This is a genomic window from Paraburkholderia sp. CNPSo 3274 (genome assembly GCF_024206475.1).
Lineage (GTDB): Bacteria > Pseudomonadota > Gammaproteobacteria > Burkholderiales > Burkholderiaceae > Paraburkholderia.
On record NZ_JAMBPR010000006.1, the window covers coordinates 87,222 to 112,824 of the forward strand.

Here is a 25,603-nt window from a genome sequence, read left to right on the forward strand (position 1 = left end):
ACGGCGCGTAGGGAAAAGCGGGGCGAATACGACGAACGACGCGCGCAGCGCAGCGCAGCGGCTGCGCGCGTTAAAACTCAAGCCTGCGGAATCTCGATCTTGACCTCGAGCACTTCGAGATCGTCCTGACGTTCGAGGCTCACGCGAATGTCTTCATCGGAGATCTTCACGTACTTCGAAATCACCGCGACCAGTTCACGTTGCAGGGCCGGCAAATAGTCGGCGGGCGGATGGCCGCCTGCGCGCTCGTGAGCAATGATGAGCTGCAGGCGTTCCTTCGCTACCGAAGCGGACTTCTTCTTCTCGCCGAGAAAAAACGTAAGAAACGACATGACGTTCGCCTCCCTTACTTGCTACCGAAGAGGCGCTGCAAGAGGCCCGGCTTCTGGTAATCGGTGAAGCGAAGCGACTTGTCCTCGCCAAGAAAGCGCGACACGACGTCCTTGTACGACTCGGCGACGTCGGTGCCGTCCAGATGCACAGCCGGCAGGCCCTGGTTCGATGCGTGCAGCACCGCTTCCGATTCGGGAATCACGCCGATCAGTTCGATGCGCAGGATCTCCTGAATGTCGTTCAGCGAGAGCATCTCGCCTTCGCTCACGCGCTTCGGGTTGTAGCGGGTGATGAGCAGGTGCTCCTTGATCGGGTCCTTGCTTTCGATCGCTCGCTTGGTCTTCGACGACAGCATGCCGAGGATACGGTCCGAGTCGCGCACGGAAGACACTTCCGGGTTCGTCACGATGAGCGCTTCGTCGGCGAAGTGCATCGCGAGCAGCGCGCCCGACTCGATGCCCGCGGGCGAATCGCACACGATGTACTCGAAGTCCATCTTGCGCAGGTCCTCGATTACCTTCTCCACGCCTTCTTTCGTGAGCGCGTCTTTATCGCGCGTTTGCGAGGCCGGGAGAATGAAGAGGTTTTCACACTTCTTGTCCTTGATGAGCGCCTGATTGAGATTCGCCTCACCCTGGATCACGTTGATCAGGTCGTACACGACGCGGCGCTCGCAACCCATGATGAGGTCGAGATTGCGCAGGCCCACGTCGAAGTCGATGACCGCGGTCTTGTGGCCGCGCAACGCGAGGCCCGATGCGAAACTCGCGCTCGTGGTCGTTTTACCGACACCACCTTTGCCCGAAGTCACCACAATGATTTTTGCCATTCCCTTACCTTGCGTTCGTCAGTTTCTCAGTTTGGTCTCATCGCGTGCCGGTCATGCCCCTGCTCGCCTGCGCACGACGCTCGAGCTGCGACTCAGGTGAGCCTCAACGGTTCGATCAACAGCTTTTCTTCCTCGAGCCGGATTTGAGCCGGCTTGCCCCGCACGTCGTCGGCGAGTGGAACTTCAGTGGTACGGTAGATGCCCGCAATCGAAATCAGTTCCGCCTCGAGGCTCGTGCAGAAAATGCGCGCCTCGTGGTTGCCGTGCACGCCCGCGAGCGCGCGGCCGCGCAACGGCGCGTAAATGTGGATGTTGCCCTCGGCGATCACTTCCGCGCCGTTGGAAACGAGGCCGAGCACGACCACGTCGCCCTTCGCGTAGATGCGCTGGCCCGAGCGCAACGGCCGGTCGATCACGAGCGTAGGTTCCGCACCACGTGCGCCGGACGCGCCAGCGTCGAGCGCCGCCGCTGCGTTCACCGTTGCCGCCGCGCTCGCTTCGGCGGCGGCCGGATCCGTGTCGGCGGTAAAGAGTTCGGGCTGCGCAGCGGTGGCTTGCGGCGCGGCCGGAGCGGCGGCCGAAGCGATGGCAGAAGCATTCGATGCCTCGCCGTCGCTTGCGCCTTCTTCGGCGGCCGGCTTCGCGCCCGCGCCGCGGCGGTCGCGTGCCTCGAGGAACGGCAGGCCTGCCGCAGCGGCCCAGCCGTGTTGTTCAGGTTGTGCAACCACGCCTACCGGGCGCATGCGCACGCTTTCGAGCAGACGCGCAATGTCGCCGAGCGCAACCTGCTCGCCGTCGGCGAGACGCCGCACGTCGATCGCGACAGTGTCGTTTGCGAAGAATTCGGGTGTCGTCTCGAAGCGCCGCGTGAGCTCGGCGCGCATGGCATCGAGCTCGGTCGTCTTGACCACGAACAGAAGCGTATCGACTGAACCGCTCTTCAGTTCAAAATATGGCGATTTTCTGGGCGACATGGCGTTCGGCTAAAAATTTTGCGTATTTTACAGGCGTGGACGCACACGGCCATTATTTTTAATGGTGTATTCGGCCAAATTCGCTGCCAGATACGCACAAACAAAAATGGCGCAAAAAAGCGCGCGGCGCGTGCACGAGCGATCTGGCTCGGTGTGTCGTCCGGAGGGAAGCGAAACGCGGGCGCTAGCGCGCGCAGCGGCGCGAACGCCGGGCGTTACGGCGAGGAAGCCGACTTCGTGTGCTCGCCGAGCGCGCGCATGAGCAGCGTTTCCCACTGCTCGGGCTGCTGCTGGCTGCGCGCGTGGTCGCCGGTGGCCACGAAGCCGAGGCGCTCGTAGAAGCGCATGGCCGTGGTGTTCGTGTCGGTGATCCAGGCGTAGACCTGCGTGGCGCCTTCGCTCACGAGCCAGTCGATGGCGCTGTTGAGCAGCAATTCGCCGCCGCTCAGATGACGCACCGCAGGCGCGACCCACAGCGCCGAAACGAACGCGCGGCGCGCCGGCGCGCTTTCGAAGCTCGCGCCGATCAGACCGGCCGGATGGCCCTCGGTATAGAGAATGAACGACGTGCCCGTGTGCGAAACCGCATGCCGGGCCGCCGCAGCGTCGAAAACGGCGGCATCGGCGGATAGCGCGTCTTCGAGCGTGTCGCCGAATGCATAAGGCGCGTCGCGCAGCGAAGCTGTTCGAAGCTCGCGGAGCACGGCACCCTGATCGGCGGCGATACGGCGAACGGTCAGTGACGGACTCATGCAGTCGTAAACCCCAATAAAGCGCTAACGCGTAGCTTTAACCGAACTGGCTTGAGAGTCAAATCCTTATTTGACAATTGCCGGCACGCGACGCCCTGCGCGCGAGCCTTGACAGACGGGCCCAGAGGCCGCACAGCCACGCTCATGGGGCCTCGTAGGCGCCCGTGCCGTCCGGCCAGGGCGTAAGGAGTTCGTAGCCGTCGTCGGTGACCGCGACCATGTGCTCCCACTGCGCCGAGAGCGAGCGGTCCTTGGTGACGACCGTCCAGCCGTCGCGCTGCACCGTCGTGCCGGCGCGGCCCGCGTTGACCATCGGCTCGATCGTGAAGACCATGCCCGGCTTCAGGCGCACGCCCTGCCCCGGCTGGCCGTAGTGCAGCACCTGCGGTTCCTCGTGGTAGACCTTGCCGATGCCGTGGCCACAATACTCGCGCACGATCGAGAAGCCGTCCGCCTGGGCGCGCTTCTGAATGGCGTTGCCGACGTCGCCGAGCGTCGCCCCCGGCATCACCTGGCGGATGCCCGCGAGCATCGCCTCGTAGGTCGTGTCGATCAGCTGGCGGCCCACCGTGCTCGGCGTGCCGACGCAGTACATGCGGCTCGTGTCCCCGAAATAGCCGTCCTTGATCACGGCCACGTCGATGTTGATGATGTCGCCGTCCTTGAGCACCTCGCCGCGATTCGGAATGCCGTGGCAGACCACGGAATTGACGGACGTGCAGATCGTCTTCGGAAAGCCGAGATAGCCGACATTGGCCGGCACGGCCTTGAGTGTGTTGACGATGTAGTCGTTGCAGAGCGCGTCGAGGTCGTCGGTGGAGACGCCCGGCTTCACGTGCTCGCCGATCATCGCGAGCACGTCGGCGGCGAGCCGGCCCGAAATGCGCAGGCGGGCGAGATCGTCGGCAGACTTGTAGGTGATAGGCATCTGTGGACCGAAGTGGGCGCGGCGGTGCTAGAGAACACTGCGCCGCAAATTCAAAGGAGCGATTGTACCGGCGCTGCCGCGTCGCTAGCGCAGCAACCCGCAGCAACCCGTGTCATCCCTGTGACGCCGGGCGCGGAATTTTCAGATATCTCCGATTGTTCGAGCACGAGCCGCCGTCAAGAATGAGAAATATCTTACATCGCGAGCAGGCAGTCCGATCACGACCTCAAGCAATCCCGCCTCCATCCCCTCCACGCCGAACGCTATTTTTTGAGCCATCGCGAGTTCAGCAATCTGCTCTTTCTCGACACGGACATGGACTTCTCGCGCGAAGCGGTTCTGCGCCTGCTCGCCGGCGACAAGCCCGTGGCCGGCATTGCCCGCCCGTACCGCTTTTTCGACCGGGAACAGCGGATCACGAGCGCCGACGTCGGGCTCACGCTGCGCGAATGGCAGGAAGAGACCGTGGACTACACGGCGGTCCTCGCGGATCAAGCGGGCAGCAGCGTCGTATCCGACGGCTGGGCCGAAGTAAGTCATGTCGGCACGGGCATCTTCCTCGTGCGGCGCGACGCGCTGGAGGCGATCGCCGCACATACGGCGCTTTACCGGCCCCCCGCGCAGTACGCGGGCTACCTGCCGCACGGCAAGTTCCATGCGTTCTTCGACACCGTTAGTGAGAAAGGCGTGTACCTCTCGGAAGATTTATCGTTTTGCCGGCGCGTGCGCGCCGCGGGCAAGTCGGTGTGGGCGCTCATCGACGAGAAGATCGTGCATCACGGCGCATCGTCGATCTCGGGCACCTACCTGCATGCGCTGGAGATGCGCGGCCACATGCGCAAGTGAAAATGCGCTCCGGTATGCACACCGGAACAAGAGCAGAAAAGCAAAAACCCCTGCAGCGGTCAAGCGTGCAGGGGTTTTCTGAATCTGGCGGAGAGGGTGCCCGCCGGGAGTCGTGCCGCGAGAATCCGCCGCAATCCGCAGACCCCAATGCTGGTGGGCCTTCCATCAAATCGCCGTGTCGCCGTATACCGCACCAATCTTATTTACTAACGCTATGTAAGCTATTGCTGACAATTGTTGACAAAAATCAGTCCCGCCCTGTTGTCTCCGCTTTCCTGTTCGGGCTAGTGTTCGTTGAGGTAATCCGCACCCACTTAACAGGAACGCGAATCTGCCATGATTATCAGCCCGCCTTTTCTGCCACAACTGGACCCATCGAAGCTCGATCCCAGCAAACCTGACCCGATGATGGACGCCGTGGACGAGTTTGAACTCTTTCACGGCATCTATCCGATCGCCTTTGACCGCCGCCGACACTGCGGCGTGCATCTCTCACCCGACATGCACGGCGCGGTTTATGCCATCGCCGACGGCGAGGTGGTGGCCTACCGGGTCTGCCAGCACGCGATTGACCCTGACAACAGCCATGTGGGGTTTGTGCTGCTCCGGCACATGGCCGAAACGGGTGACGGTCGCAAGCTGACGTTCTATTCGCTCTACATGCATCTGCTGCCACTGGCCGAGTACCACACGTTCGGATACGACGCGAAGGGGCTGGCCAATTTTCTGCACATGCCGACCGGCGACACCCGGAAGGGGAAGGCCACACAAGCGGCAAAGGGCGACGGCAAAAGGGTGCGTCGCAAGGACATTCTGGGTTACCTGGGACAGTATGAGGGGCGAACCCATCTGCACTTTGAAATTTTCATGGTGCCGGATGATTTCGCTGCCTACTTCAATCACACGCAGCTTGGCCATCCCGCGCCGGATACGCCAAAAGGCACGGACTGCTGGGGACATGCCTATTACACGATCCCTGGCGGCCAGTCATTCCATGCGCAACCGCCCTACACCGGGGCGGACAGCAAGCTGCAGGGGATCGAGTTCAAGTCGGGCCACGAGGGCAGGAACGATCTGCCGCTGGCGGTCGAGACATATTTCTGCAACGGGACGAAATACACCAACGTCTGGAGCATCGCGGCGAACGGTGTCCGCACGCTGCTGACGCCGGAGCCGGTGCCCGAAGCAGGTTACGAATACGATCTTTACACGCGTGCGACGGCCCTTTACGCATGCCCGAGTGACGGGTACGAGATGCTGCGCTTCGGGCGTGTCCGGTCCTCAGCCGCGACGCCGTTGACATGGGCGTACGTGACTTATGCAAGCGGGAAGCAGGGCTACATCGATATCAGCAACGCGGCAATCAAGAAACTGTCCGACGCGGATTTCCCGGAGTTTATGGGCTGGCAAAAGGTTACCGATGGCAACACGCCCTTCGACAGCAACGGCATGTGTGATATCGACGTGCTGAAGAAACTCGTCAAGGATGCTGGGCCGGGCAACGAGCCTCCGGTGATAGAGGATGTGACGGAGGCCGGGAAGATGCAGCCGCTGTCAACCTACCTCATACTCGAAAACACGGTACGGCAGGCGCTACGTGGTTTTATCTGCTACGCGCCCAGCGAATGGGACAGCACGAACAACGAGACGCGCTACGCAAAGTTGCGCGATGAAGGCGGCTTCTATCACGGCAACGACGACGGCTACAACAAGTTCCTCAAGTACCTCAAGGAGGTTCAGTTCTGGGACGTGACCGGTTTGACCGCCGGGGGAAATCTCTGGTTCTTTCATCCACTCGCGTTCATCCGGCATTTCAGAAAGTGCGGCTGGCTCAGTGAAAGCGAATTGCTCAGTATGCTGCCAATGTCGGCACTGCGCTACGCCAAACCACCACATGTCCCGGGATATTGGACTTCCGAACAAATAAAAGTCATGGAAGTAACAAAGCGCCTTGTTGGTCAAAATTTAGCCTCCCTCAACGGGGCAATGCAGAAATTCGGTATTTCACCTCGCCCGTGGCGCATGGCTGCTTTTCTTGCGAACGCAATGGAGGAAACCCAATGGTTTAGTAAATTGCACGAAAACAATCGTTTAGCTAAATACTGGCCCTGGGACGGTCGTGGTTTTCTTCAACTCACCTGGCCAGATAACTACGTAAAATATTGGGAATTTATTGGCCGAAAAATCCCTGATGCTTTGAAGAAAGAGTTAAGCGAATCGGCGAAAATGGCTGACAAGGATGGAACTAATGCCCCCCTGCAAGACGGCAAGCACCCCACGCTAACAGCACAAATTCTTCAATGGCGTGAAGATGCGGGCGACAAAGCAATTTCAGCCACTGAAAGCGCGGGCGCGTATTGGGCATGGACGAAGGCGGCGGTGTATGCTGACAAATTCCCAATATTGGCTCTTCAAATTCAAAATATCACCAAACCTGGTTTCCAGCCTGTAATTTATTACAGTTGTCAAAGCTATGGGCAAGTAGCTGCCACGGTTAATTTTGGTAGCGCACCGAAGGACACCGCAAAAATTGCTCGCGTCAATGGAATATTGGCAAGATATCAAGCCTATACATCTGCATTGATAGTCCTTGCGGACGGGACACTCTTTCCTCGTTCTGAAGGCCAAGGCTGGGATAACCCCTCAGGTTATGAGCGGAGAAATATGTGATGAAATATTGTTTTTTGATGCTTGCAGCCTGCTTATTCACCAACTATGCATACAGCAAGTCCGCCGTTGAACTTCAGGTAACTTTAGATCAATGTAATTTCAATCTGAGCGATCCCTATAATGGAAAAATTTCCATTGATAATGAAAGCACGCCACATTCCGCTATTTACACATCAACAATTTCTCAAGACTCCAAGCATCCATTTGACACAAAAATTAAATTCGACTGCCATACCGATGTTGATGCAAGCAATCTCTCTGATTTGTCCGGCGCATCCAAAAAAAATGGAAAATGGATGATTGATGCTGGCGGAGATGCGGGAGCCGTTAATACAAAATTATATTTACTGCAAGGGAAAGGATGGGATGGGGCTGGAATTACCCAGGATCAAACATTTGGGGACGAGGATAGACGCACTCGTGGGTTTACGTTTTGCCTGGTTCACGGTACTAAGGCTCTATGCGGATTGGACGATACAGTTATGTACCTAGCCCATCCCAATGAAACCGTATTGCCTCAAATCATCCGATTGCTCAATAGCATCCGATTCTTAAATTAACCGCCTTGTGATGGCGCAGTAGCCTGCATGTGCCACCACACCGATTCGCGACGGGTGGTCTTCGGACCTTACGCAAGGTCAACGGTTTGACACACCATGTATCGGTGTGGAGACAGCCATTGCCACATGCGCCGTCGCGAGTCGGCGACCGCTACGTGGGTTATTTTGTGGGTCGAAAAAACGAAAGCCCCGTAAGTCATTGACTAGACGGGGCTTTCGCCATGAATCTGGCGGAGAGGGTGGGATTCGAACCCACGGTACGGGGAAACCGTACGCCTGATTTCGAGTCAGGTACATTCGACCACTCTGCCACCTCTCCGGGGTACTGCTTTTTTACTGCTTCCCCGGCGTTGGTCGGCAACCGGAGAAGCGAAGATTATAGAACATGTTTTGAATTTTGCAAGCCCTCATTGGAAAAAGTTTCGAGGGCAAGGAATTCAAACGTTCTGCGCGCGAGACAGCGCCTCAGGCGCCTGCTTCGAGACGCGCCACGCCGCCCATATACGGCCGCAGCACTTCCGGCACCTTGACCGAGCCGTCGGCTTCCTGATAGTTCTCCAGCACGGCAACCAGCGTGCGGCCCACGGCGAGGCCCGAGCCATTGAGCGTGTGTACGAGTTCCGGCTTGCCCTGCGCGTTGCGGTAGCGCGCCTGCATGCGGCGCGCCTGGAACGCTTCCGTGTTCGAGCAGCTCGAAATCTCGCGATACGTGTTCTGCGCGGGCAGCCACACTTCGAGGTCATAGGTCTTGGTGGCCGAGAAGCCCATGTCGCCCGTGCACAGCGTGATGACGCGATACGGCAGGCCGAGCTTCTGCAAGATGGCTTCAGCATGAACGACCATCTGCTCGAGCGCGTCGTACGACGTTTCGGGCGCAACGATCTGCACCATCTCGACCTTGTCGAACTGGTGCTGACGAATCATGCCGCGCGTGTCGCGGCCATACGAACCGGCTTCCGAGCGGAAGCACGGCGAGTGCGCCGTGAGCTTGATCGGCAGCGCGCTGCCTTCCACGATGCTCTCGCGCACCGTGTTCGTGAGCGAGATTTCCGAGGTCGAGATGAGGTACTGCGTGACCGTGTTCTCGCCGCCGCCCTTTTCCACGCGGAACATGTCATCGGCGAACTTGGGCAGTTGGCCCGTGCCGTACAGGATTTCCGGGTTGACGATGTAGGGCGTGTACGTTTCCGTGTAGCCGTGGTGGAGCGTGTGCGTGTCGATCATGAACTGCGCGAGCGCGCGGTGCAGGCGCGCGATCTGGCCGCGCAGCATCGTGAAGCGTGCGCCCGAGAGCTTCGCGCCCGTCTCGAAGTCCAGCCCCAGCGGCGTGCCGACGTCCACGTGATCCTTCACTTCGAAGGCGAACGTGCGCGGCGTGCCCCAGCGGCGCACTTCCACGTTGTCGGCCTCGTCCTTGCCCGCGGGCACGCTCTCGTGCGGCAGGTTCGGCACGCCGAGCAGCAGGTCCGAGAGCTTCGACTGGATCTCCTCGAGCTTGGCGGCCGACGTCTTCATCTCGTCGCCGATGCCGCCCACGTCGGCCATGACCGCCGAGGTGTCCTCGCCGCGGCCTTTCATCGCGCCGATCTGCTTCGACAGGCTGTTGCGGCGTGCCTGGAGCTCTTCGGTGCGGGTCTGGATGGCGCGGCGTTCCGCTTCGAGCGCGGAAAACGCCGCGACGTCGAGGGTGTAGCCGCGGTCGGCGAGGCGCTTCGCGACGCCGTCGAGGTCTTTGCGCAGCAGCTGGATGTCGAGCATGGGATTGTGAGACGCAGTTTCGTTGTGTGAAGGGACGATTTTAACGCACCGGCCAGGGCATCCCGGCGCGGCGGGCATCGCCGTTGTTCAGGGCGATTCAGCCCTTGCGCTTCCTCTCGCGGAGTTCATCGCGGTGCTCATCGCGCCATTGCGCGTCGAGGTCGGCAAGACGCGCGAGCTTTTCGCCGATCTTGCCCTCCAGCCCGCGCGGCGTGGGCTGATACCAGCGCGGTTCGCGCATGCCATCGGGCAGATACGTCTCGCCGGCCGCGTAGGCGTCGGGTTCGTCATGCGCGTAACGGTACTCGTGGCCGTAGCCCAGTTCCTTCATGAGCTTGGTCGGCGCGTTGCGCAGATGGATGGGCACCGCGCGCGACTGGTCCTTGCTCACAAAGCGCCGCGCCTCGTTATAGGCGTTGTAGCCCGCGTTCGACTTCGGCGCGACCGCCAGATAGATCACGGCCTGGGCGAGCGCGAGTTCGCCTTCGGGCGAGCCGAGGCGCTCGTAGGTCTCGGCGGCGTCGAGCGTGATGCGCCCGGCACGCGGATCGGCGAGGCCGATGTCCTCCCACGCCATGCGCACGATGCGCCGCGCGAGATAACGCGGGTCCGCGCCGCCGTCGAGCATGCGGCAGAACCAGTAGAGCGCGCCGTCCGGGTTGCTGCCGCGCACCGACTTGTGGAGTGCGCTGATCTGGTCGTAGAACGCGTCGCCGCCTTTGTCGAAGCGGCGCAGGTTTTCCGCTAGCGCGCTGCCGAGCAGTTCGCCGTCGATCTCGGTCTTCTTTTGCTGAGCGGCCGCGCGCGCGACGATTTCGAGGTTGTTCAGGAGCTTGCGACCGTCGCCGTCCGCGGAACCGATCAACGCCTTCTTTGCTTCGTCCGTGAAGGTCAGGCCGCCCAATTCCTTGCTCGCGCGGGCGAGCAGTTCGCCCTGCTCCTCCTCGTCGAGGCTCTTGAGCACATACACGGCGGCGCGAGAAAGCAATGCGCTGTTCACCTCGAACGACGGGTTTTCCGTCGTCGCGCCGATGAACACGAACAGGCCCGACTCCACATGCGGCAGGAAGGCGTCTTGCTGGCTCTTGTTGAACCGGTGGACCTCGTCGACGAACACGAGCGTCTGATGGCCACGCGCACGATGCAGTTGCGCCTGCTCCACGGCCTCGCGGATGTCCTTTACGCCCGAGAGCACCGCCGAGAGCGCGATGAATTCGGCGTGGAAGGCATCGGCCATGAGGCGCGCGAGCGTGGTCTTGCCCACGCCCGGCGGCCCCCAGAGGATCATCGAATGCGCTTCGCCGGACTCGAACGCGACGCGCAGCGGCTTGTTGGGCCCAAGCAGATGCTTCTGGCCGATGACCTCGTCGATGGAGCGCGGGCGCAGCCGTTCGGCGAGCGGGACGTTGGCACGGGTTTCTTCAAACATGACGTTTTCGCGATAATGACGGCTTTCCGGCTGGCCGCTCGTTCGTGACAGATTCGGGGACACAGCGCCCGACGCCACAAAACGGCCCGCCGCACCGGATGCAGTCGTGCATTATGACAGCGTGCGCCGCGGCGCGAAGCGCGGGTAGAGCCGCTCAAGCTAAAGCAACCGGACAAAACAGACAAAACAGACGATATAGAGGAAAGCGTTCCACATGACTCAAGATTCGCACGCCGGCCAGGCCGGCTCCACCTACGCGCCGAACGTCCCCGTGCCCGACGCGCGCCGTCAGTTCCGCACCGGCGACGCCTTCGCGCTGTGGTTTTCGCTCGGCATCGGCCTCCTGGTCGCGCAGGCGGGCGCGCTGCTCGTGCCGGGCCTCTCGCTGCCCCACGCGCTCATGGCCATCGTCATCGGCAGCGTGATCGGCGTCGTGCTGCTCGGGCTCGCCGGCGTAATCGGCACGGACACGGGCCTCGCCGCCATGTCGTCGCTGCGCCCGACGCTCGGCGTTCGCGGCGTGTCGGTGCCGGCCGTCATCAACATGGTGCAGCTCGTGGGCTGGGGCTCGTTCGAAATCATCGTGATGCGCGATTCCGCCGATGCGCTCGCCAGGCAAGCCTTCGGCCTCTCGATGCCGCTCGTCTGGACCGTGATCTTCGGCGTGCTCGCCACGCTGCTCGCCGTGAGCGGCCCACTCTCGTTCGTGCGGCGTTTCCTGCGCACCTGGGGCATCTGGCTGCTGCTCGCGGGCGCGGCCTGGCTCACGTGGAGCCTGCTCGTGAAGCAGGACGTGGGCGCGCTGATGCGCCGCCCCGGCACGGGCGAAATGCCGTTTGGCAGCGCCATCGACCTCGTGGTTGCGATGCCGCTCTCGTGGCTGCCGCTCATCGCCGACTACACGCGTTTCGGCCGCAAAGCGGGCGAAACCTTCCGCGGCACGCTGTTCGGCTATGGCATCGCGAATCTGTGGTTCTATGCGCTCGGCGCCATCTACGGCCTCGCCGCGGGCGGCGGCGACGCGCTCCTCACCACGGCGCTCGCGCAGGCCGGCGGCGGCTTCGCGCTGCTGCTCGTGCTGATCGACGAAATCGACAATGCCTTCGCCGATATCCACTCGGCCGCGGTCTCGACCGGCACGTTCTGGACGCGCGCCAGCGTGCCCTGGCTCTCGGCGGCGTTCGGCGCGCTCTGCACACTGATCGGCCTCGTCGTGCCGATGGCGAAGTACGAGAACTTCCTGCTCTTCATCGGCTCGGTGTTCGCGCCGCTCTTTGGCGTGGTGCTCGCCGATCACTTCATCGTGCGCCGCCGCCGTATCGACACGCAGGCGCTCGCCGATCTGAACGGCGCCTACGGCTATTCGGGCGGCTGGCACGTGAGCGCGTTCGTCGCGTGGCTGGTCGGTTTCGGCGCGTATCAGGCGCTCAACCAGTGGCTGCCGAACCTCGGCGCGACGCTGCCTTCGCTCGTGATCGGCGCGCTGTGCTATCTCGTGCTCGCGGGGCGCCGGCGCGCGGCTTACGCGTAACGCCCGGCACTTCCGTTGGACAATCAAAAACGCCAGGCTTCAAAGCCTGGCGTTTTTGCTTTTGGCGACGTGCGAAACGTCACTCGCAGTGGCCGCAGCCGCCGTGCGAATGACCGTGATGGTCGTGGTCGTCGGCGCTCAGATGCTGCGCGGCCTGCGCCGTGATGCCCAGACGCTGCAGCAGTTTGCGGTCGGCTTGCGCCTGCGGGTTGCTCGTGGTGAGCAGCTGGTCGCCGTAGAAAATCGAGTTCGCGCCCGCCATGAAGCACAGTGCCTGGAGCGCGTCGTCCATCTGCTCGCGGCCCGCCGAGAGACGCACCATCGCCTTGGGCATCGTGATGCGCGCCACGGCGATCGTACGCACGAATTCGAACGGGTCGATCGGTTCGGTGCCTTCGAGCGGCGTGCCCGCGACCTGCACGAGATTGTTGATGGGCACCGACTCCGGATACGGCTCCATGTTCGCGAGCTGGGCGATCAGGCCTGCGCGCTCGCGGCGCGACTCGCCCATGCCGACGATGCCGCCGCAGCACACGTTGATGCCCGCGTCGCGCACACGTTCGAGCGTCTCGAGGCGGTCCTCGTAGGTACGCGTCGAAATGATCTTGCCGTAGAACTCCGGCGACGTATCGAGGTTATGGTTGTAGTAGTCGAGGCCCGCGTCGGCCAGCGCCTTCGCCTGATGATCTTCGAGCATACCGAGCGTCACGCAGGTTTCCAGACCCATCGCCTTCACGCCGCGGATCATGTCCTTGATCGGCTCCAGATGGCGGTCCTTCGGATTGCGCCACGCCGCGCCCATGCAAAAGCGCGTCGCGCCGTTGGCCCTGGCCGCGCGCGCCGCGTCCAGCACGGCGTCGACTTCCATCAGCTTGCCAGCCTCCAGTTCCGTGTCGTGATGCGCCGATTGCGGGCAGTACGCGCAGTCTTCCTCGCAGCCGCCGGTCTTGATCGAGAGGAGCGTGGAAAGCTGCACGGCGTTCGCGTCGAAATGCTCGCGATGCACCTGCTGCGCGCGGAACATCAGGTCGTTGAACGGCAGCTCGTAGAGCGCGGCGACGTCGGCGACTTTCCAGCGCGCGGCGGCTTCGGCGGCGGCATGGGCGCTCGGCGCGGTGGCCTTCAGCGAGGTAATGTCGATGTGGGTTTGCGTCATGGTGTCGTGGTCCTTCTTTACGTGACTGTGCGTGACTGTGCGTGGCTGTGCGTGGCTGTGCGTGGCTGTGCGTGGCTGTGCTTGACTGTGCATTAAGCGTCGGCGCGCAGGCGCGCGAGCAACGCGTCGATGTTCAGATGTTCGGCTGCGTCGTCGGCGCCCGCACCGCGCATATGCGGCACGACACCGACGAGCGGCGCGCCGTACTGCGCGGCGAGACGCTCGCGCAACGCGGCGATGTTTTCTTCGGGGAACGTCATGGCCGGGTCGATACGGTTCGCGACCCAGCCCGCGAGCTTCAATCCGCGCGCGGCAATCGCTTCGGCCGTGAGCAGCGCGTGGCTGATGCAGCCGAGTCGCATGCCCACCACGAGCACCACGGGCAGACCGAGCGCGACGGCGAGATCGGCGGTGTCTTCGGTCGGCGTGAGGGGCACGCGAAAGCCGCCCACGCCTTCCACGACGATGGCATCCGCGCGCTCGCAGGCCGCCTCGTAGCAATCGACAATGCGCGCCATATCGAGCGTCACGCCTTCGAGCGCGGCAGCAATGTGCGGCGCGGCGGGCTCCTTGAGCAGAAACGGCGTGCGGATCTCGGGCGGCAGCAGCACGCTCGCGGCCGCGTCGAGCTGATCGGCGTCCTCGTTGTGCCAGACGCCATCGCGTTCGTAAGCGCCCGCGGCAATCGGCTTGAGCGCCGTGGCGCGCAGCCCCGCGTGAGCGAAGCCGCGCAGGAGCGCCGCGCTCACGAAGGTCTTGCCGATCTCGGTATCGGTGCCGGTGACGAAAAGCGAAACCGTCATTGCGCCAACTCCTGCGCTTCGTGGCTCGCGCGCTGCAGCGATGCGTTCAGCCGGTCGAGGTCGGCGTCCGAATGCGCAGCGGAGAGCGAAATGCGCAGCCGCGACGTGCCTTCGGGCACGGTGGGCGGACGAATGGCGGGCACCCACAGGCCATCGCGCTCCAGCGCGGCCTGCAACGCGAGCGTCGCTTCGTTCGCGCCGATGACGAGCGGCTGCACGGCGGTATGCGAATCGACGGGCTGCCAGCAGGTATCGTTGAGCAGCGCACGCGTGCGCGCGATCAGATGCTTGAGATGGGCGCGGCGGGCATCGCCCTCCGCGCCTTCGATCAAACGCAGGCTCGCGGACACCGCATGCGCAACCGCCGGCGACGAGGCCGTGGTGAAGATGTATGGCCGCGCACGCTGCACGAGCCACTCGATCACGGTGCCATGCGCGCAGATGAACGCGCCCGAAACGCCCGCCGCCTTCCCGAGCGTACCGACCATCACGAGATGTTCCGAGCGCAGCGCGGCTTGCGCGAGCGCGCCGCGGCCTTGCGGGCCAAGTACGCCGAAACCGTGCGCGTCGTCGACCACGAGCCACGCGCCATGCTTTTCCGCGAGTTCGACGAGACGCGCGAGCGGCGCGACATCGCCGTCCATGCTGAACACCGTGTCGCTCACGATCAATTTTGCGCTCGCGTCGGAGGCTTCGAGCATCGCGGCGAGCGCCGCCATGTCGGCATGCGGATAGATCTCGATGTCGGCGCGTGAGAGCCGCGCGCCGTCGATCAGCGACGCGTGGTTGAGCGCATCGGAAAAGATCGTCGTGCCGCGTCCCGCGAGCGCGGTGAGCACGGCCAGGTTCGCCATGTAGCCGGTGCTGAAGTACAGCGCGCGCGGCGCATCGACGAAGGTGCCCGCGAATGCCGCGAGATCGTCTTCGAGCTGTGCGTGTGCGCGCGAGTGGCCCCCGAGCAGATGCGAGCCGCCGCTGCCCGCGCCGTAACGCCGCGCGCCTTCTGCGATGGCCGCGACCAGTTGCGGGTGTGCGGCAAGACCGAGATAGTCGTTGCTGGCAAAGCCGATGGTCGCGCGGCCATCCACCTGCATGTGGGCGCTGCAAGGCGTGTCGGCGGTGCGGCGGCGGCGGCGCAGGCCGCGCGCGTCGATGTCGCGCAAGCCCTGTTCGAGGGTATCAAGCAATGCCATATCAGAGGTCCTCCGCGACGGTGGCGTCGAAAGTCTCGCGCGTGCGTGTGGCGAGGAACGCCTGCATTTCGTTGTCCAGAATATACGGCGGCATGACATAGACCGTCGTGCCGATCGGGCGCAGGAGCAGTTCGCGCTGCAGTGCGTTTTCGAAGAAGCGGCGCGAAAACGTCGCCGCGCGCTGCGAGTCTTCGAGCGCTACGTCGAACGCGAGAATCGTGCCGCACTGGCGCAGGTTGCGCACGAGCGGATGCGCGGCGAACGGATCGAACAATTCGCGCAGTTGCGCCGATTTGCGCGCGTTCGCAACCAGCACGTCATCGCGCTCGAACAAGTCGAGCGTGGCGAGCGCCGCGCGGCACGCGAGCGGGTTGCCCGTGTACGAATGCGAATGGAGGAAGCCGCGCGTCGTGTCGTCGTCGTAGAACGACTCGTAGATCGCGTCGCGCGAAAGTACGATCGAAAGCGGCAGATAGCCGCCGCTAATGCCCTTCGAAAGCGTGAGCAGATCGGGCCATATGGCCGCCTGCTCGCACGCGAAGAACGTGCCGGTGCGCCCACAGCCCACGGCGATTTCATCGGCGATCAGGTGCACGCGATGGCGGTCGCACAGATCGCGCAGGCCCTTGAGATACGCGGGATCGTGCATCGCCATGCCGGCGGCGCACTGCACGAGGGGCTCGACGATCAGCGCGGCGATACGCCCTTCGCGCTCGATGAAAAGACGCTCGACATCGGCCAACGCGCGGGCCGCGACATCCGCCGCCGTTTCGCCGGGTTGCGCCGCGCGCGCGTCGGGCGAAGCGACCACATGTGCGTGACGCAGCAGCGGATCGTAAGCATCCCTGAAGAGCTTCACATCGGTGACGCCGAGCGCGCCGATGGTCTCGCCGTGATAGCTGTTGGCCAGACAGACGAATTCGCGCTTGCCGCCCTCGCCGCGGTTGCGCCACGAATGAAAGCTCATCTTGAGCGCGATTTCGACGGCCGACGCGCCATCGGAAGCGAAGAACGCGTGACCGAGCACGCCGCCCGTGCGCGCCGAAAGCCGCTCGGCGAGCTCCACGGCGGGCTCGTGCGTGCAGCCCGCGAGCATGACGTGCTCGAGCGTGTCGAGCTGCGCCTTGAGCGCGGCATTGATCGAAGGATTGGCGTGGCCGAAGAGGTTCACCCACCACGAACTGATCGCATCCAGATAACGGCGGCCCTCGCGGTCGTGCAGCCACGGGCCAACGCCCCGCGCGACCGCCACGAGCGGCAGGCGCTCGTGATGTTTCATCTGGGTGCAGGGGTGCCACACGGCTCGCAGGCTGCGAGCGACCCAGTCGGTCGCGGCGCGATCTTCGCGGGCAAGGTGCGCAGGGTGCGCAGGGTTCGATAGCGAATTCAAATACGACTCCCGATACGACAGCGGGACCGAGATTAACGTGTTAGCTGCCGCAATGCACTACCCCCAAAATCGCCTGCCAACGCGCGGCGGCGCGGCGTTTCGAGCCGTTCGGGACAACTCCGGCCGGAAGAAAAATAAAGACCAGAAATGCGCGGAGATGACGACGGCAAAGTGAACCCGCCTTATGCAAAAAAATCTGCGCGCCGGTGCGAAATTGCAGAACGTGGGACGGTGCCCCGGATATTTTTGGCGACGCGTAGCAAGCGCGCAGGTGCGCGAAAGTCAGACAATATGGGGCGACACAACAGGTTGCAACCGAGGAGATGGCGGGCGGAACCAGAAAGCCAAGCGGCCCGTGCAAAAGCAAAGCGGCCCGCTTTGGGGCCGCAAGCTTCGGATGCGATGGAGAGTGTGAGCCCGGCAGTCGCCAGGCAACGCGCCTTACCGGCTCGCCAGCGGGTGGTCGCTGTCCTCGGCGTTGTTGTCCGCCGTGGCGCGCGTTGTGTCGCTGTCTTCGGTCTGAGCGGTCTGCGTGCCGCCGTTGTTCCAGACCACCGTGTTGTTGACAGCATAGAGGCGGCATGGATCGGAGCTGTGTTTTTCACAGTTCGAGATCGCAACGGCCATCGGATTGTCGCCGCCTTCGGCCCACGACCATGCGCCGGAGTCGGACACCGCGAAGGCGCGGCTCGGATACTGCTTGAGGAAGTTGCGATAACCGTCGCGGCCCGCCTGATCGACGAAAGGCACCGCACCGACCGAGTCGATCTGCGCGAAGCCGGTGCCGCGGGGCGCGCCTTGCGTGGCCACGCGGTACTGCACCGCCGTCGGCAGCCCCCGGTTGGCGAGGAACGCCTCGACCGTGGGCCACCAGATCTTCACGCCGTCGCGATCGCCCACGAGGCGATGCGCGTCGTTCTTGTACGCGCCGAAGTCCACGAGCTTCGCCGTCGCGGCCGGGCGATTCTCGTCCGTTTGCGCGTCGCGGTAGGCGGCGAACATCTTCGTGACGAGATCGGGCGACCAGACCGAGTCGTTGTCGCCGTAGAGCCAGAGCGAGGCCACGCGGGCCTTGCCGCCGTAGTCACCGAACGCCTGAGTCAGGTTGTTCTGCCAGCCCGTGCAGGCGTCCTGGCGCAGGCCGCCCGAGAAGTTGATGAGCGCGCGCACGCCGTTGGCCGCCTCGGTGCCATAGGCCATGGTGGCAAGGCCGCCGTGCGAGGTGCCCGCGACGATGATCTGGCTCGCGTCGACATAGGGCTGCTTCGACATGTACGCGATGGTCGAAGCGACATCGGCCGCCTGGCCGCGGCCGTTGCTCGCGACGTCGCAGCCGTCCTGCTGATACGAGCCGCCCGAATCCGCAAAGCCCTGGCGGTTCGGCGCGACGACGACATAGCCGCGGCGCACGAATTCGCGCGCGAACGAGAGCGGGTCGCTGCGAGCCTGGAGGTGCGGGTCGCCGGGAATCTTGCCGTGGTTGAAGATCACCATCGGGAACGGTCCGGGGCCGTTCGGGCGGTAAATCGTGGTTTCGAGCGTGACGTCGCCGGATGCATCCACGGGAACGCGGATCACCTGCGCGTTCATGCTGGCGGGCACGACGGGCAGATACGCGTCGTCGAGCGCAATACGCGGCACGTTGGCGCTACCGAGGGGACCGCCTGCGAGGCTGGATTGGGGAGCGTTGGCGGAATGCGTGGCCGTGGCATTGGCGGCGAGTTGCGGGTTCGCGCTCGCACTTGCCGGATCGGAAAGCGACGCTGCGTGAGCAACCGAAAGCACGCACGCGGTGCCGGCTACGACCCATCCGGTAAGGAGCTTCCTGAACGCCATGCGCTACACCACCTGCAAAAGACCTGCTGCTGTGAATCCGACATCCGTCCGACCTTAACCCGTGCTTCAGCCCTTTCAGGGCAAAACGAGACACCGTTGCGCCTGGCCGCGAAGGCAGGAGCGAAGGTGTGACCCGTAACGGGGAATTACATCGATCGGAACACCTGAGCGGCGCAGTTCTATCGTCGATCAGACCCGCCGCCAGCACCCGTTTTCAGTCGACACATGCACATGCGAAAAAGCTTTTTCACTATGCACTTACGTATCGTGCCGGGCACCGTGATTAGATACTCGCACGACAAATATTTGTTGTGCAATTCAGGGGTAACCCGGCATAAGGCGTGCCAACCGTCCGCAGCCCTATGAGGCGTGGCGCACGCACGGCGTTGGGTTCGTGGCGAACGTGCGAGTTTTTTAAAAAGGTCCGGGTGGCGAGCGTCGTGCGGCGGCAACAGTCGCGCGATTATTCAGTAAGCGTTTGTTTGCAAAGGCATTATTTCCGGCGCCATGACGGCGAACTGGGGCGGGAATCCGCTGCGGCAATTTTCGGCGGCAGTCAGTTATTCGTTAGCCTGCCGAAACGTCGCCGTCAACATAACGCCAGCGGCCGTCGTCGCCGCGCGTGAAGCGGCTCGTTTCGTGTAGCCGGAACGCCCGGCCGCCCGTTTTGTAGCGTGCGACGAATTCGACGATCGCGTGCGCGTCGTCGCGCTGTTCGTGGCGCTTCACGACAAGACCCAGCCAGCGCGGGGCGCCTTCGGCTGCGGGATCGACGTCGAGATCGGCGGGACAGGTTTCGGGCGCCCACGTCGAGCGCAGATAAGGCTCGTCGCCCAGCACATAGGCCGTGTAGCGCGAGCGCATCAGCTCGAGCGCCGTGGCGGGCACCGCCGCGTCGTCGATGAAACGGCCACAGCATTGTGCGTAGCGCGGCGCCTTGGCGAGCGCCTTCTGGTTGGGCGCTACACCGCCGCAGGGACAATCGGCAGGCCGTGCAGTGTGCGCGGTTTCGGCGTTCATGGGTCAAGGCTCCGTTGCGAGAGGCCGCAAGCGTAGCGCAGACGCGCGGCGCTTTACCAGTCGAGCTCGGTGCCGTCGTACTGGAAGAAGCGGCCGTTGAAGACGTCGCGCGCGGCGGCCGCCTCGGCCATCACCTCGCGCATGCCGGCGACGCTCACCGCCGGGTCGATCGCCGCGTGCGCGCCGCCCATGTCGGTGCGCACCCAGCCCGGATGCAGCGCGACGCAGGTCGCGCGGCGCGTTTGCAGCGAGGTGATCTTCAGCACGTCGTTGAGCGCGGCCTTGCTCGCGCGATAGAGCCAGCCCGTCGTGCCCGTGGTCTCCGCAATGCTGCCCATGCGGCTCGACAGCACGCCGAGCACACCGTGGGCATCGTCGACGAGCGGCAACAGGACGGGGATCAGTTGCATCGGGCCCCGCACGTTGGTGTTCATCACGTATTCGAAGTCCTCGGCCGAGACGCTCTCCACGCCCTCGGTGCGCGGGCCATAGACGCCGGAGACGACGAGCGCCACGTCGAGGCGCTCGCCGTCGAGCTTCCAGCCGAGCGCCGTAATCTCGTCCGGCTGCGCAATGTCGAGCTGGAAGGTCTGCGCGCCGATGGCGCGCAAGGCTTCGAGCGCTTCGGGCCCGCGCGCCGTGGCCAGCACGCGCCAGCCGGCCTTCGCATACTGCCGCGCGAACTCGAGACCCAGGCCCCGCGACGCGCCCACGATCAACGCTGTTTTCATCTCGTCACCTTGCTTGTCTGTGCATTGAAACCGCTGCAGCGCGCCGCCTCCCCGCTTTGCAAAAGGCGCGCTTCTTCTGGCGCTAGCCTACAGCAGTTCGACGCCCATCGCCGTGGCTTCTCCGCCGCCAATGCACAGCGTCGCCACGCCGCGTTTGCCGCCGCGTGCGCGCAACGCGCCGATCAGCGTCACGAGAATGCGCGCGCCCGAAGCGCCGATCGGGTGACCGAGCGCACACGCGCCGCCGTTCACGTTGACCTTCTCGTGCGGCAGATCGTGCTCCTTCATCGCGGCCATCGTGACCACGGCAAAGGCCTCGTTGATCTCGTAGAGATCGACGTCGCTCGCCGTCCAGCCGGTCTTCTCGAACAGCTTCCTGATCGCGCCCACCGGCGCCGTCGTGAACTTCGCGGGCTGCTGCGCGAAGGTGGAATGGCCCGTCACGCGAGCTAGCGGCTTGAGGCCGAGCTGCTTCGCCGTCGATTCGCGCATCATCACGAGCGCCGCCGCGCCGTCCGAAATCGACGACGAATTCGCAGCCGTCACCGTGCCGGTTTTGCTGAACGCAGGCTTGAGCGTCGGGATCTTGTCGAGATTGGCCTTGAACGGCTGCTCATCGCGCTCGATGGTCGTTTCGCCCGCGCGCGAGGCCACCTTCACCGGCGCAATCTCCCATGCGAACGAGCCGTCCTCGTTGGCGCGTTTCGCGCGCTTGAGCGACTCGATCGCGAATGCGTCCTGGCGTTCGCGCGAGAAGTCGTACTCGCCCGCGCATTCTTCCGCGAACGTGCCCATCAAGCGGCCCTTGTCATAGGCGTCTTCGAGGCCGTCGAGGAACATGTGGTCGAGCACCTGTCCGTGACCCATGCGCATGCCGGCGCGCGCCTTCGGCAGCAGATAAGGCGCGTTCGACATGCTCTCCATGCCGCCCGCGACGATCACATCGGCCGAGCCCGCCAGCAGCATGTCGTGCGCGAACATCGCCGCGCGCATGCCCGAGCCGCACATCTTGTTGACGGTCGTCGCGCCGGCTGCGAGCGGCAGCCCCGCGCCGAGCGCCGCCTGGCGCGCGGGCGCCTGGCCCTGCCCCGCGGGCAGCACGCAGCCCATCACGACCTCGTCGATCTGTTCGGGCTTCAACCCCGCGCGCTCGACGGCCGCCGCGATCGCCGCCGCGCCAAGCTGCGGCGCGGTGAGCGCCGCGAAATCGCCCTGAAAACCCGCCACCGGCGTGCGCGCCGCCGAGACGATCACGATGGCGTCCTGCTTTTGTGTCTCACTCATGTTTCTGCTCCTTGATGAATCCGTTTGAATCCGTTTGAACCTGTTTGCCGCGCGCTCAAGCAACGCGCGCGGCCGGCGCGTCTTCACGCGCGAAACGTTCGGGGTAACACACGCTAAAACGAATCGATGCGTCGTAGGGAAAGCAGTCCGGCACTTCGCCCGCAATAAGCCTCGCGCGACTCTCCTGCCAGAGCCCGGGCTCGAAGAAGTCCGCGTGATGGGCGAGAAATGCGCGCTTCACGCGCGGATCGCCAAGCAGGAACGTGCCGTACGTCTCCGGAAAGATGTCGCGCGGGCCGACTGCGTACCATGGCTCGCCCGATAGTTCGTCTTCCTCATTACGTGGTGGCGGCACCGCGCGCACGTTGCAATCGGTGAGATATTCGATCTCGTCGTAGTCGTAGAACACCACGCGGCCGTTGCGCGTCACGCCGAAATTCTTGTACAGCATGTCGCCCGGGAAGATATTCGCGCGCAGCAGGTCCTTGATCGCGTCACCGTATTCCCGGATGCCATGCTCGACTTCGGCGTCGCTGCCGTTCTGCAGATAGAGATTGAGCGGCACCATGCGCCGCTCGATGTAGACGTGACGGATCACGAGGTTATCGCCCTCGTACTCGAGCATGGAGGGCGCAAGCGTTTCCAGCTCGCGCACGAGCGCCTCGTCGAGCCTCGCGATGGGCAGCGCCACGCTCGAATATTCGAGCGTGTCGGCAAGGCGCCCAAGCCGGTCGTGACGCTTCACCAGCTGATACTTCGCTTCGACCTGCTCGCGCGTGGTCTCTTTCGGCGCAGGAAAGCTGTCCTTGATGACCTTGAACACGTACGGATACGAAGGCAGAGTGAACACGATCATCACCATGCCGCGTATGCCGGGCGCGACAATGAACCGGTCGCTCGAATGCGAGAGGTGGTGCAGCAAGTCGCGATAGAACAGGTTCTTGCCCTGCTTCTGCAACCCGAGCGACGTGTAGATTTCGCCCTTGGCCTTGCGCGGCATGATGGTGCGCAGAAACTCGACGTAGGCGGACGGCACTTCCATGTCCACCAGAAAATACGAGTGCGAGAAGCTGAAGAGGATGAGCAACTGCTCCGTGCGCAGCAGCACCGCGTCCAACGCAAGCTTGCCCGACTCCACATGACGAATCGGCACGACGAACGGCGCGAGCAAATCGCCGTTGATGATGCGCCCGACGATATACGCGCCTTTATGCCGGAAAAAAAGCGACGCAAGCACGTGAATCTGGAAGTTCGGCTTGGGCTCGACCACACCGAAGGTGTCGAGCATCGTCTGCATGATGCAGTCGACGTCGCGTCCGAGATCCTCGAACGGCGTCTCCAGCTGGAAGTTCGTGACGATGCGCTCGAGCGTCGCCGCGACGCCGTCCTTGCCCGGATAGTAAGCGCGGTAAGTGGGCTTCGCGGCGGGCTCGTCGTTCTCGATGTATTCGGTCGATATGGCGGGCCGCACGAAGATGAAATCGTTGTTGAAGTACGAGCGATGCAGGATCTTGCAGCACACGGAGTTGAAGAACGTCTCCGCGCATTCGGGCTGCCGGTGCGTCGTGAGCAGGCCAATGTAGTGCAGCTTGATCTGCTGCCAGACTTCATCGTCGATACTCTCGGCGCCGTATTCGTCTTCGAGCGCGACCACGCACTCCTTCACGCGATCGTCATAAGAGGCGATGCGCTCGCGCGCGAGCTGTTGCAGGGCGCGCCAGTCGGCTGCCTCGAAGAACGTCCGCGCCCTCGCCGCGGCGTCACAGAAGTTGCGGTAGTGACGGTTGAAGCCGTCGAGCATGGTCTGCGCGACATCGAAGCCGATCTGCGAAGAGAGCAGTTTCGGGAAGTGGTTCATGGCGGCCATGCCCGTTTCGCGAGCGCGAGCGTCAGGTTTTCGCGCGAGCGGCGGCGGGAGCATCGCTCTCGTGCGCCGCGCGTTCGTGCGCCGCATTCCTGTCGAGCAGCGCGCGCGCCTGGGCCTCGTACTGCGCGAGGTCTTCGAGCGTCGCGTCGAGGTCCGCTCGCTGGCGCTCGAGTATCTCGCGGTGATGCACCACCGTGTCGAGGAACGCCTCGAGCTGCGGGAGCGTGTCGGTCGGCGACTCGTAGAGGTCGAGCAGCGTGCGGATCTCCGAGAGCGTGAAGCCAAGGCGCTTGCCGCGCAGCGTCAGCTTCAGCCGCGTGCGATCGCGCCCCGAAAATACGCGCTTCAAGCCACCCGCGCCTTCGCGGCTCGGCGCGAGCAGGCCCTGGTCCTCGTAGAAGCGGATCGCGCGCGGTGTAACGTCAAATTCCCGGGCGAGTTCGGTAATCGTGTACTGGGTCGTCATGGTGTGCGAAAGGCGGCTGGCCCGGCTGTTGTCTGCACGACAGCGCAAGGGACGATAGAATCGACGTTTACGTTATCGTCAAGTACGCGGTTGCGCAACCGGCGACAATGAGATCCGCTTTGCATGGGACCAGAGTAAGCGCTAACTCTGGCCGACAGGAGAAGACACCCCCAATGAACGCCCTCGAACACCAGCTCGACTATCCCTACGCCGACACCCTGCCGGAGCCCGGCCTCGCCTTCGATGTCGCGCCCGGCGTGAAATGGCTGCGCATGCCGCTGCCGTTCGCGCTCGACCACATCAACCTCTGGCTGCTGCGCGATGAGATCGACGGCCAGCAAGGCTGGACCGTGGTGGACTGCGGCATCACCAACGACACCATCAAGGCCCGCTGGGAAGCCGTGTTCGAGAACCAGCTGGAAGGCCTGCCGGTGCTTCGCGTGCTCGTCACGCATTGCCACCCCGACCATATCGGCCTTGCGCACTGGATTTGCGCGGGCGGGGACAAAGCGCGCTGGGACGTGCGCCTGTGGGCCACGCTCGGCGAATACATGCAGGCCCGAGTGATGGCGGCCGGCGACGGCTCCAACGCGGGCGGCGAAGGCGCCGCGCGCCATTTCGCGCGTCACGGGCTCGTGGACGAAGCTTCGCTCGACAAGCTGCGCAACCGCCGCGGCTATTACGGCAGTCTCGTACCCGCGCTGCCCACGCAGTACCGCCGCCTGCGCGAAGCCGATACGGTGGCGATCGGCGGGCGCGACTGGCGCGTCATCACGGGCTACGGCCACTCGCCCGAGCATTGCGCGCTGTTCTGCGAAGGAACCGGCGTGCTGATCTCCGGCGATATGGTGCTGCCGCGAATCTCGACCAATGTCTCCGTGTTCGACATGGAGCCGGAAGGCAATCCGCTAGGCCTCTATCTGGAATCGCTCGGCCGCTACGAAACGCTGCCCGAGAATACGCTCGTGCTGCCCTCGCACGGCAAGCCGTTTCGCGGCGTGCGCACGCGCATCGCGCAGCTGCGCGCGCACCATGACGCGCGTCTTGCCGAAGTGATCGAAGCGTGCGAGCGAGCGCCGCAAAGCGCCGCCGACATCGTGCCGATGATGTTCAAGCGCGAGCTCGACATCCACCAGATGACCTTCGCGATGGGCGAAGCGCTTGCGCACCTGAACCTGCTGTGGCTCGCGGGCAAGGTCACGCGCACGACGGGCGCGGACGGCGTGATCCGCTTTACGGCCTGAAGA

The 25,603-nt window shown here is 63.7% G+C and carries 22 protein-coding genes and 1 tRNA gene; 5 read left to right on the forward strand and 18 right to left on the reverse strand.

Annotated elements, in window-relative coordinates:
* Nucleotides 1-77: 77 nt before the first annotated feature.
* From minE to map, 5 genes are all read right to left on the reverse strand, one after another.
* The gene (gene minE / locus M3I54_RS05705) at nucleotides 78-332 is read right to left on the reverse strand and encodes a cell division topological specificity factor MinE (protein ID WP_028205180.1); all 255 of its coding nucleotides are present in this window, start codon (nucleotides 330-332) and stop codon (nucleotides 78-80) included.
* A 14-nt stretch (nucleotides 333-346) separates the two neighbouring features.
* Nucleotides 347-1,162 (reverse strand): septum site-determining protein MinD, encoded by an 816-nt coding sequence (gene minD, locus M3I54_RS05710; RefSeq protein ID WP_254333770.1) that lies wholly within the window; start codon nucleotides 1,160-1,162, stop codon nucleotides 347-349.
* A 92-nt stretch (nucleotides 1,163-1,254) separates the two neighbouring features.
* Nucleotides 1,255-2,136 (reverse strand): septum site-determining protein MinC, encoded by an 882-nt coding sequence (minC, locus tag M3I54_RS05715; protein WP_254333772.1) that lies wholly within the window; start codon nucleotides 2,134-2,136, stop codon nucleotides 1,255-1,257.
* Between the two features lie 215 nt (nucleotides 2,137-2,351).
* Nucleotides 2,352-2,888: a GNAT family N-acetyltransferase gene (locus tag M3I54_RS05720; RefSeq protein WP_254333773.1), complete on the reverse strand. Its 537-nt coding sequence runs from the start codon at nucleotides 2,886-2,888 to the stop codon at nucleotides 2,352-2,354.
* A 142-nt stretch (nucleotides 2,889-3,030) separates the two neighbouring features.
* Complete coding sequence (map, locus tag M3I54_RS05725) at nucleotides 3,031-3,816, reverse strand: type I methionyl aminopeptidase (protein WP_254333774.1); 786 nt, start codon at nucleotides 3,814-3,816, stop codon at nucleotides 3,031-3,033.
* 270 nt (nucleotides 3,817-4,086) lie between these two features.
* On the opposite strand from map, the gene M3I54_RS05730 reads away from it, so the two are divergent.
* From M3I54_RS05730 to M3I54_RS05740, 3 genes are all read left to right on the forward strand, one after another.
* Nucleotides 4,087-4,662: a glycosyltransferase family 2 protein gene (locus M3I54_RS05730; RefSeq protein WP_254333775.1), complete on the forward strand. Its 576-nt coding sequence runs from the start codon at nucleotides 4,087-4,089 to the stop codon at nucleotides 4,660-4,662.
* A gap of 336 nt (nucleotides 4,663-4,998) precedes the next feature.
* On the forward strand, nucleotides 4,999-7,332 hold the full coding sequence (locus M3I54_RS05735) for a M23 family metallopeptidase (RefSeq protein WP_254333776.1): 2,334 nt from the start codon (nucleotides 4,999-5,001) through the stop codon (nucleotides 7,330-7,332).
* Entirely contained in the window at nucleotides 7,332-7,892 is a 561-nt protein-coding gene (locus M3I54_RS05740) for a hypothetical protein (RefSeq protein ID WP_254333777.1), read from the forward strand. Before M3I54_RS05735 ends, M3I54_RS05740 begins: the two co-directional genes overlap by 1 nt.
* 228 nt (nucleotides 7,893-8,120) lie before the next feature.
* Here the strand turns inward: M3I54_RS05740 and M3I54_RS05745 are convergent.
* The 3 genes from M3I54_RS05745 to M3I54_RS05755 all read right to left on the reverse strand — a co-directional run bounded on the left by M3I54_RS05745 (nucleotide 8,121) and on the right by M3I54_RS05755 (nucleotide 11,079).
* Nucleotides 8,121-8,211: transfer RNA gene (locus M3I54_RS05745), tRNA-Ser, on the reverse strand.
* Between the two features lie 146 nt (nucleotides 8,212-8,357).
* Complete coding sequence (gene serS / locus M3I54_RS05750) at nucleotides 8,358-9,650, reverse strand: serine--tRNA ligase (RefSeq protein ID WP_254333778.1); 1,293 nt, start codon at nucleotides 9,648-9,650, stop codon at nucleotides 8,358-8,360.
* A 97-nt stretch (nucleotides 9,651-9,747) separates the two neighbouring features.
* Complete coding sequence (locus M3I54_RS05755) at nucleotides 9,748-11,079, reverse strand: replication-associated recombination protein A (RefSeq protein WP_254333780.1); 1,332 nt, start codon at nucleotides 11,077-11,079, stop codon at nucleotides 9,748-9,750.
* A gap of 214 nt (nucleotides 11,080-11,293) precedes the next feature.
* Between M3I54_RS05755 and cytX the strand changes: the two genes are divergently transcribed.
* Nucleotides 11,294-12,610: a putative hydroxymethylpyrimidine transporter CytX gene (gene cytX, locus M3I54_RS05760; protein ID WP_254333782.1), complete on the forward strand. Its 1,317-nt coding sequence runs from the start codon at nucleotides 11,294-11,296 to the stop codon at nucleotides 12,608-12,610.
* 79 nt (nucleotides 12,611-12,689) lie between these two features.
* Here cytX and bioB read toward each other — a convergent pair whose 3' ends face one another.
* The 10 genes from bioB to M3I54_RS05810 form a co-directional block, all read right to left on the reverse strand.
* The gene (gene bioB, locus M3I54_RS05765) at nucleotides 12,690-13,766 is read right to left on the reverse strand and encodes a biotin synthase BioB (protein ID WP_254333784.1); all 1,077 of its coding nucleotides are present in this window, start codon (nucleotides 13,764-13,766) and stop codon (nucleotides 12,690-12,692) included.
* A gap of 92 nt (nucleotides 13,767-13,858) precedes the next feature.
* Nucleotides 13,859-14,569 carry a dethiobiotin synthase gene (gene bioD / locus M3I54_RS05770; RefSeq protein WP_254333786.1) on the reverse strand — a complete coding sequence of 237 codons (711 nt, stop codon included), beginning with the start codon at nucleotides 14,567-14,569 and terminating at the stop codon, nucleotides 13,859-13,861.
* Nucleotides 14,566-15,762 (reverse strand): 8-amino-7-oxononanoate synthase, encoded by a 1,197-nt coding sequence (gene bioF, locus M3I54_RS05775; protein ID WP_254333788.1) that lies wholly within the window; start codon nucleotides 15,760-15,762, stop codon nucleotides 14,566-14,568. The genes bioD and bioF overlap by 4 nt, the downstream gene beginning before the upstream one ends.
* A 1-nt stretch (nucleotide 15,763) precedes the next feature.
* Nucleotides 15,764-17,152 carry an adenosylmethionine--8-amino-7-oxononanoate transaminase gene (bioA, locus tag M3I54_RS05780; RefSeq protein ID WP_302058854.1) on the reverse strand — a complete coding sequence of 463 codons (1,389 nt, stop codon included), beginning with the start codon at nucleotides 17,150-17,152 and terminating at the stop codon, nucleotides 15,764-15,766.
* 441 nt (nucleotides 17,153-17,593) lie between these two features.
* Entirely contained in the window at nucleotides 17,594-18,988 is a 1,395-nt protein-coding gene (locus M3I54_RS05785) for a dienelactone hydrolase family protein (RefSeq protein ID WP_254333789.1), read from the reverse strand.
* 567 nt (nucleotides 18,989-19,555) lie between these two features.
* A complete protein-coding gene (locus tag M3I54_RS05790; protein ID WP_254333790.1) occupies nucleotides 19,556-20,008 on the reverse strand; it encodes a YchJ family protein in 453 nt (150 codons plus the stop codon).
* 53 nt (nucleotides 20,009-20,061) lie between these two features.
* Nucleotides 20,062-20,739 carry an SDR family oxidoreductase gene (locus M3I54_RS05795; RefSeq protein ID WP_254333791.1) on the reverse strand — a complete coding sequence of 226 codons (678 nt, stop codon included), beginning with the start codon at nucleotides 20,737-20,739 and terminating at the stop codon, nucleotides 20,062-20,064.
* Between the two features lie 87 nt (nucleotides 20,740-20,826).
* Nucleotides 20,827-22,023 carry an acetyl-CoA C-acetyltransferase gene (locus M3I54_RS05800; RefSeq protein WP_254333792.1) on the reverse strand — a complete coding sequence of 399 codons (1,197 nt, stop codon included), beginning with the start codon at nucleotides 22,021-22,023 and terminating at the stop codon, nucleotides 20,827-20,829.
* A 55-nt stretch (nucleotides 22,024-22,078) separates the two neighbouring features.
* Nucleotides 22,079-23,881: a bifunctional isocitrate dehydrogenase kinase/phosphatase gene (aceK, locus tag M3I54_RS05805; protein ID WP_254333922.1), complete on the reverse strand. Its 1,803-nt coding sequence runs from the start codon at nucleotides 23,879-23,881 to the stop codon at nucleotides 22,079-22,081.
* 31 nt (nucleotides 23,882-23,912) lie between these two features.
* The gene (locus M3I54_RS05810) at nucleotides 23,913-24,356 is read right to left on the reverse strand and encodes a MerR family DNA-binding transcriptional regulator (protein WP_254333793.1); all 444 of its coding nucleotides are present in this window, start codon (nucleotides 24,354-24,356) and stop codon (nucleotides 23,913-23,915) included.
* A 173-nt stretch (nucleotides 24,357-24,529) separates the two neighbouring features.
* On the opposite strand from M3I54_RS05810, the gene M3I54_RS05815 reads away from it, so the two are divergent.
* The gene (locus M3I54_RS05815) at nucleotides 24,530-25,600 is read left to right on the forward strand and encodes an MBL fold metallo-hydrolase (protein WP_254333795.1); all 1,071 of its coding nucleotides are present in this window, start codon (nucleotides 24,530-24,532) and stop codon (nucleotides 25,598-25,600) included.
* The last annotated feature ends 3 nt before the right edge of the window (nucleotides 25,601-25,603 follow it).

Coding starts and splice junctions, on each gene's coding strand:
- minE (WP_028205180.1), bottom strand. CDS start 332: ATGTCGTTTCTTACGTTTTTTCTCGGCGAGAAGAAGAAGTCCGCTTCG.
- minD (WP_254333770.1), bottom strand. CDS start 1,162: ATGGCAAAAATCATTGTGGTGACTTCGGGCAAAGGTGGTGTCGGTAAA.
- minC (WP_254333772.1), bottom strand. CDS start 2,136: ATGTCGCCCAGAAAATCGCCATATTTTGAACTGAAGAGCGGTTCAGTC.
- M3I54_RS05720 (WP_254333773.1), bottom strand. CDS start 2,888: ATGAGTCCGTCACTGACCGTTCGCCGTATCGCCGCCGATCAGGGTGCC.
- map (WP_254333774.1), bottom strand. CDS start 3,816: ATGCCTATCACCTACAAGTCTGCCGACGATCTCGCCCGCCTGCGCATT.
- M3I54_RS05735 (WP_254333776.1), top strand. CDS start 4,999: ATGATTATCAGCCCGCCTTTTCTGCCACAACTGGACCCATCGAAGCTC.
- M3I54_RS05740 (WP_254333777.1), top strand. CDS start 7,332: ATGAAATATTGTTTTTTGATGCTTGCAGCCTGCTTATTCACCAACTAT.
- serS (WP_254333778.1), bottom strand. CDS start 9,650: ATGCTCGACATCCAGCTGCTGCGCAAAGACCTCGACGGCGTCGCGAAG.
- M3I54_RS05755 (WP_254333780.1), bottom strand. CDS start 11,079: ATGTTTGAAGAAACCCGTGCCAACGTCCCGCTCGCCGAACGGCTGCGC.
- cytX (WP_254333782.1), top strand. CDS start 11,294: ATGACTCAAGATTCGCACGCCGGCCAGGCCGGCTCCACCTACGCGCCG.
- bioB (WP_254333784.1), bottom strand. CDS start 13,766: ATGACGCAAACCCACATCGACATTACCTCGCTGAAGGCCACCGCGCCG.
- bioD (WP_254333786.1), bottom strand. CDS start 14,569: ATGACGGTTTCGCTTTTCGTCACCGGCACCGATACCGAGATCGGCAAG.
- bioF (WP_254333788.1), bottom strand. CDS start 15,762: ATGGCATTGCTTGATACCCTCGAACAGGGCTTGCGCGACATCGACGCG.
- M3I54_RS05785 (WP_254333789.1), bottom strand. CDS start 18,988: ATGGCGTTCAGGAAGCTCCTTACCGGATGGGTCGTAGCCGGCACCGCG.
- M3I54_RS05790 (WP_254333790.1), bottom strand. CDS start 20,008: ATGAACGCCGAAACCGCGCACACTGCACGGCCTGCCGATTGTCCCTGC.
- M3I54_RS05795 (WP_254333791.1), bottom strand. CDS start 20,739: ATGAAAACAGCGTTGATCGTGGGCGCGTCGCGGGGCCTGGGTCTCGAG.
- M3I54_RS05800 (WP_254333792.1), bottom strand. CDS start 22,023: ATGAGTGAGACACAAAAGCAGGACGCCATCGTGATCGTCTCGGCGGCG.
- aceK (WP_254333922.1), bottom strand. CDS start 23,881: ATGAACCACTTCCCGAAACTGCTCTCTTCGCAGATCGGCTTCGATGTC.
- M3I54_RS05810 (WP_254333793.1), bottom strand. CDS start 24,356: ATGACGACCCAGTACACGATTACCGAACTCGCCCGGGAATTTGACGTT.
- M3I54_RS05815 (WP_254333795.1), top strand. CDS start 24,530: ATGAACGCCCTCGAACACCAGCTCGACTATCCCTACGCCGACACCCTG.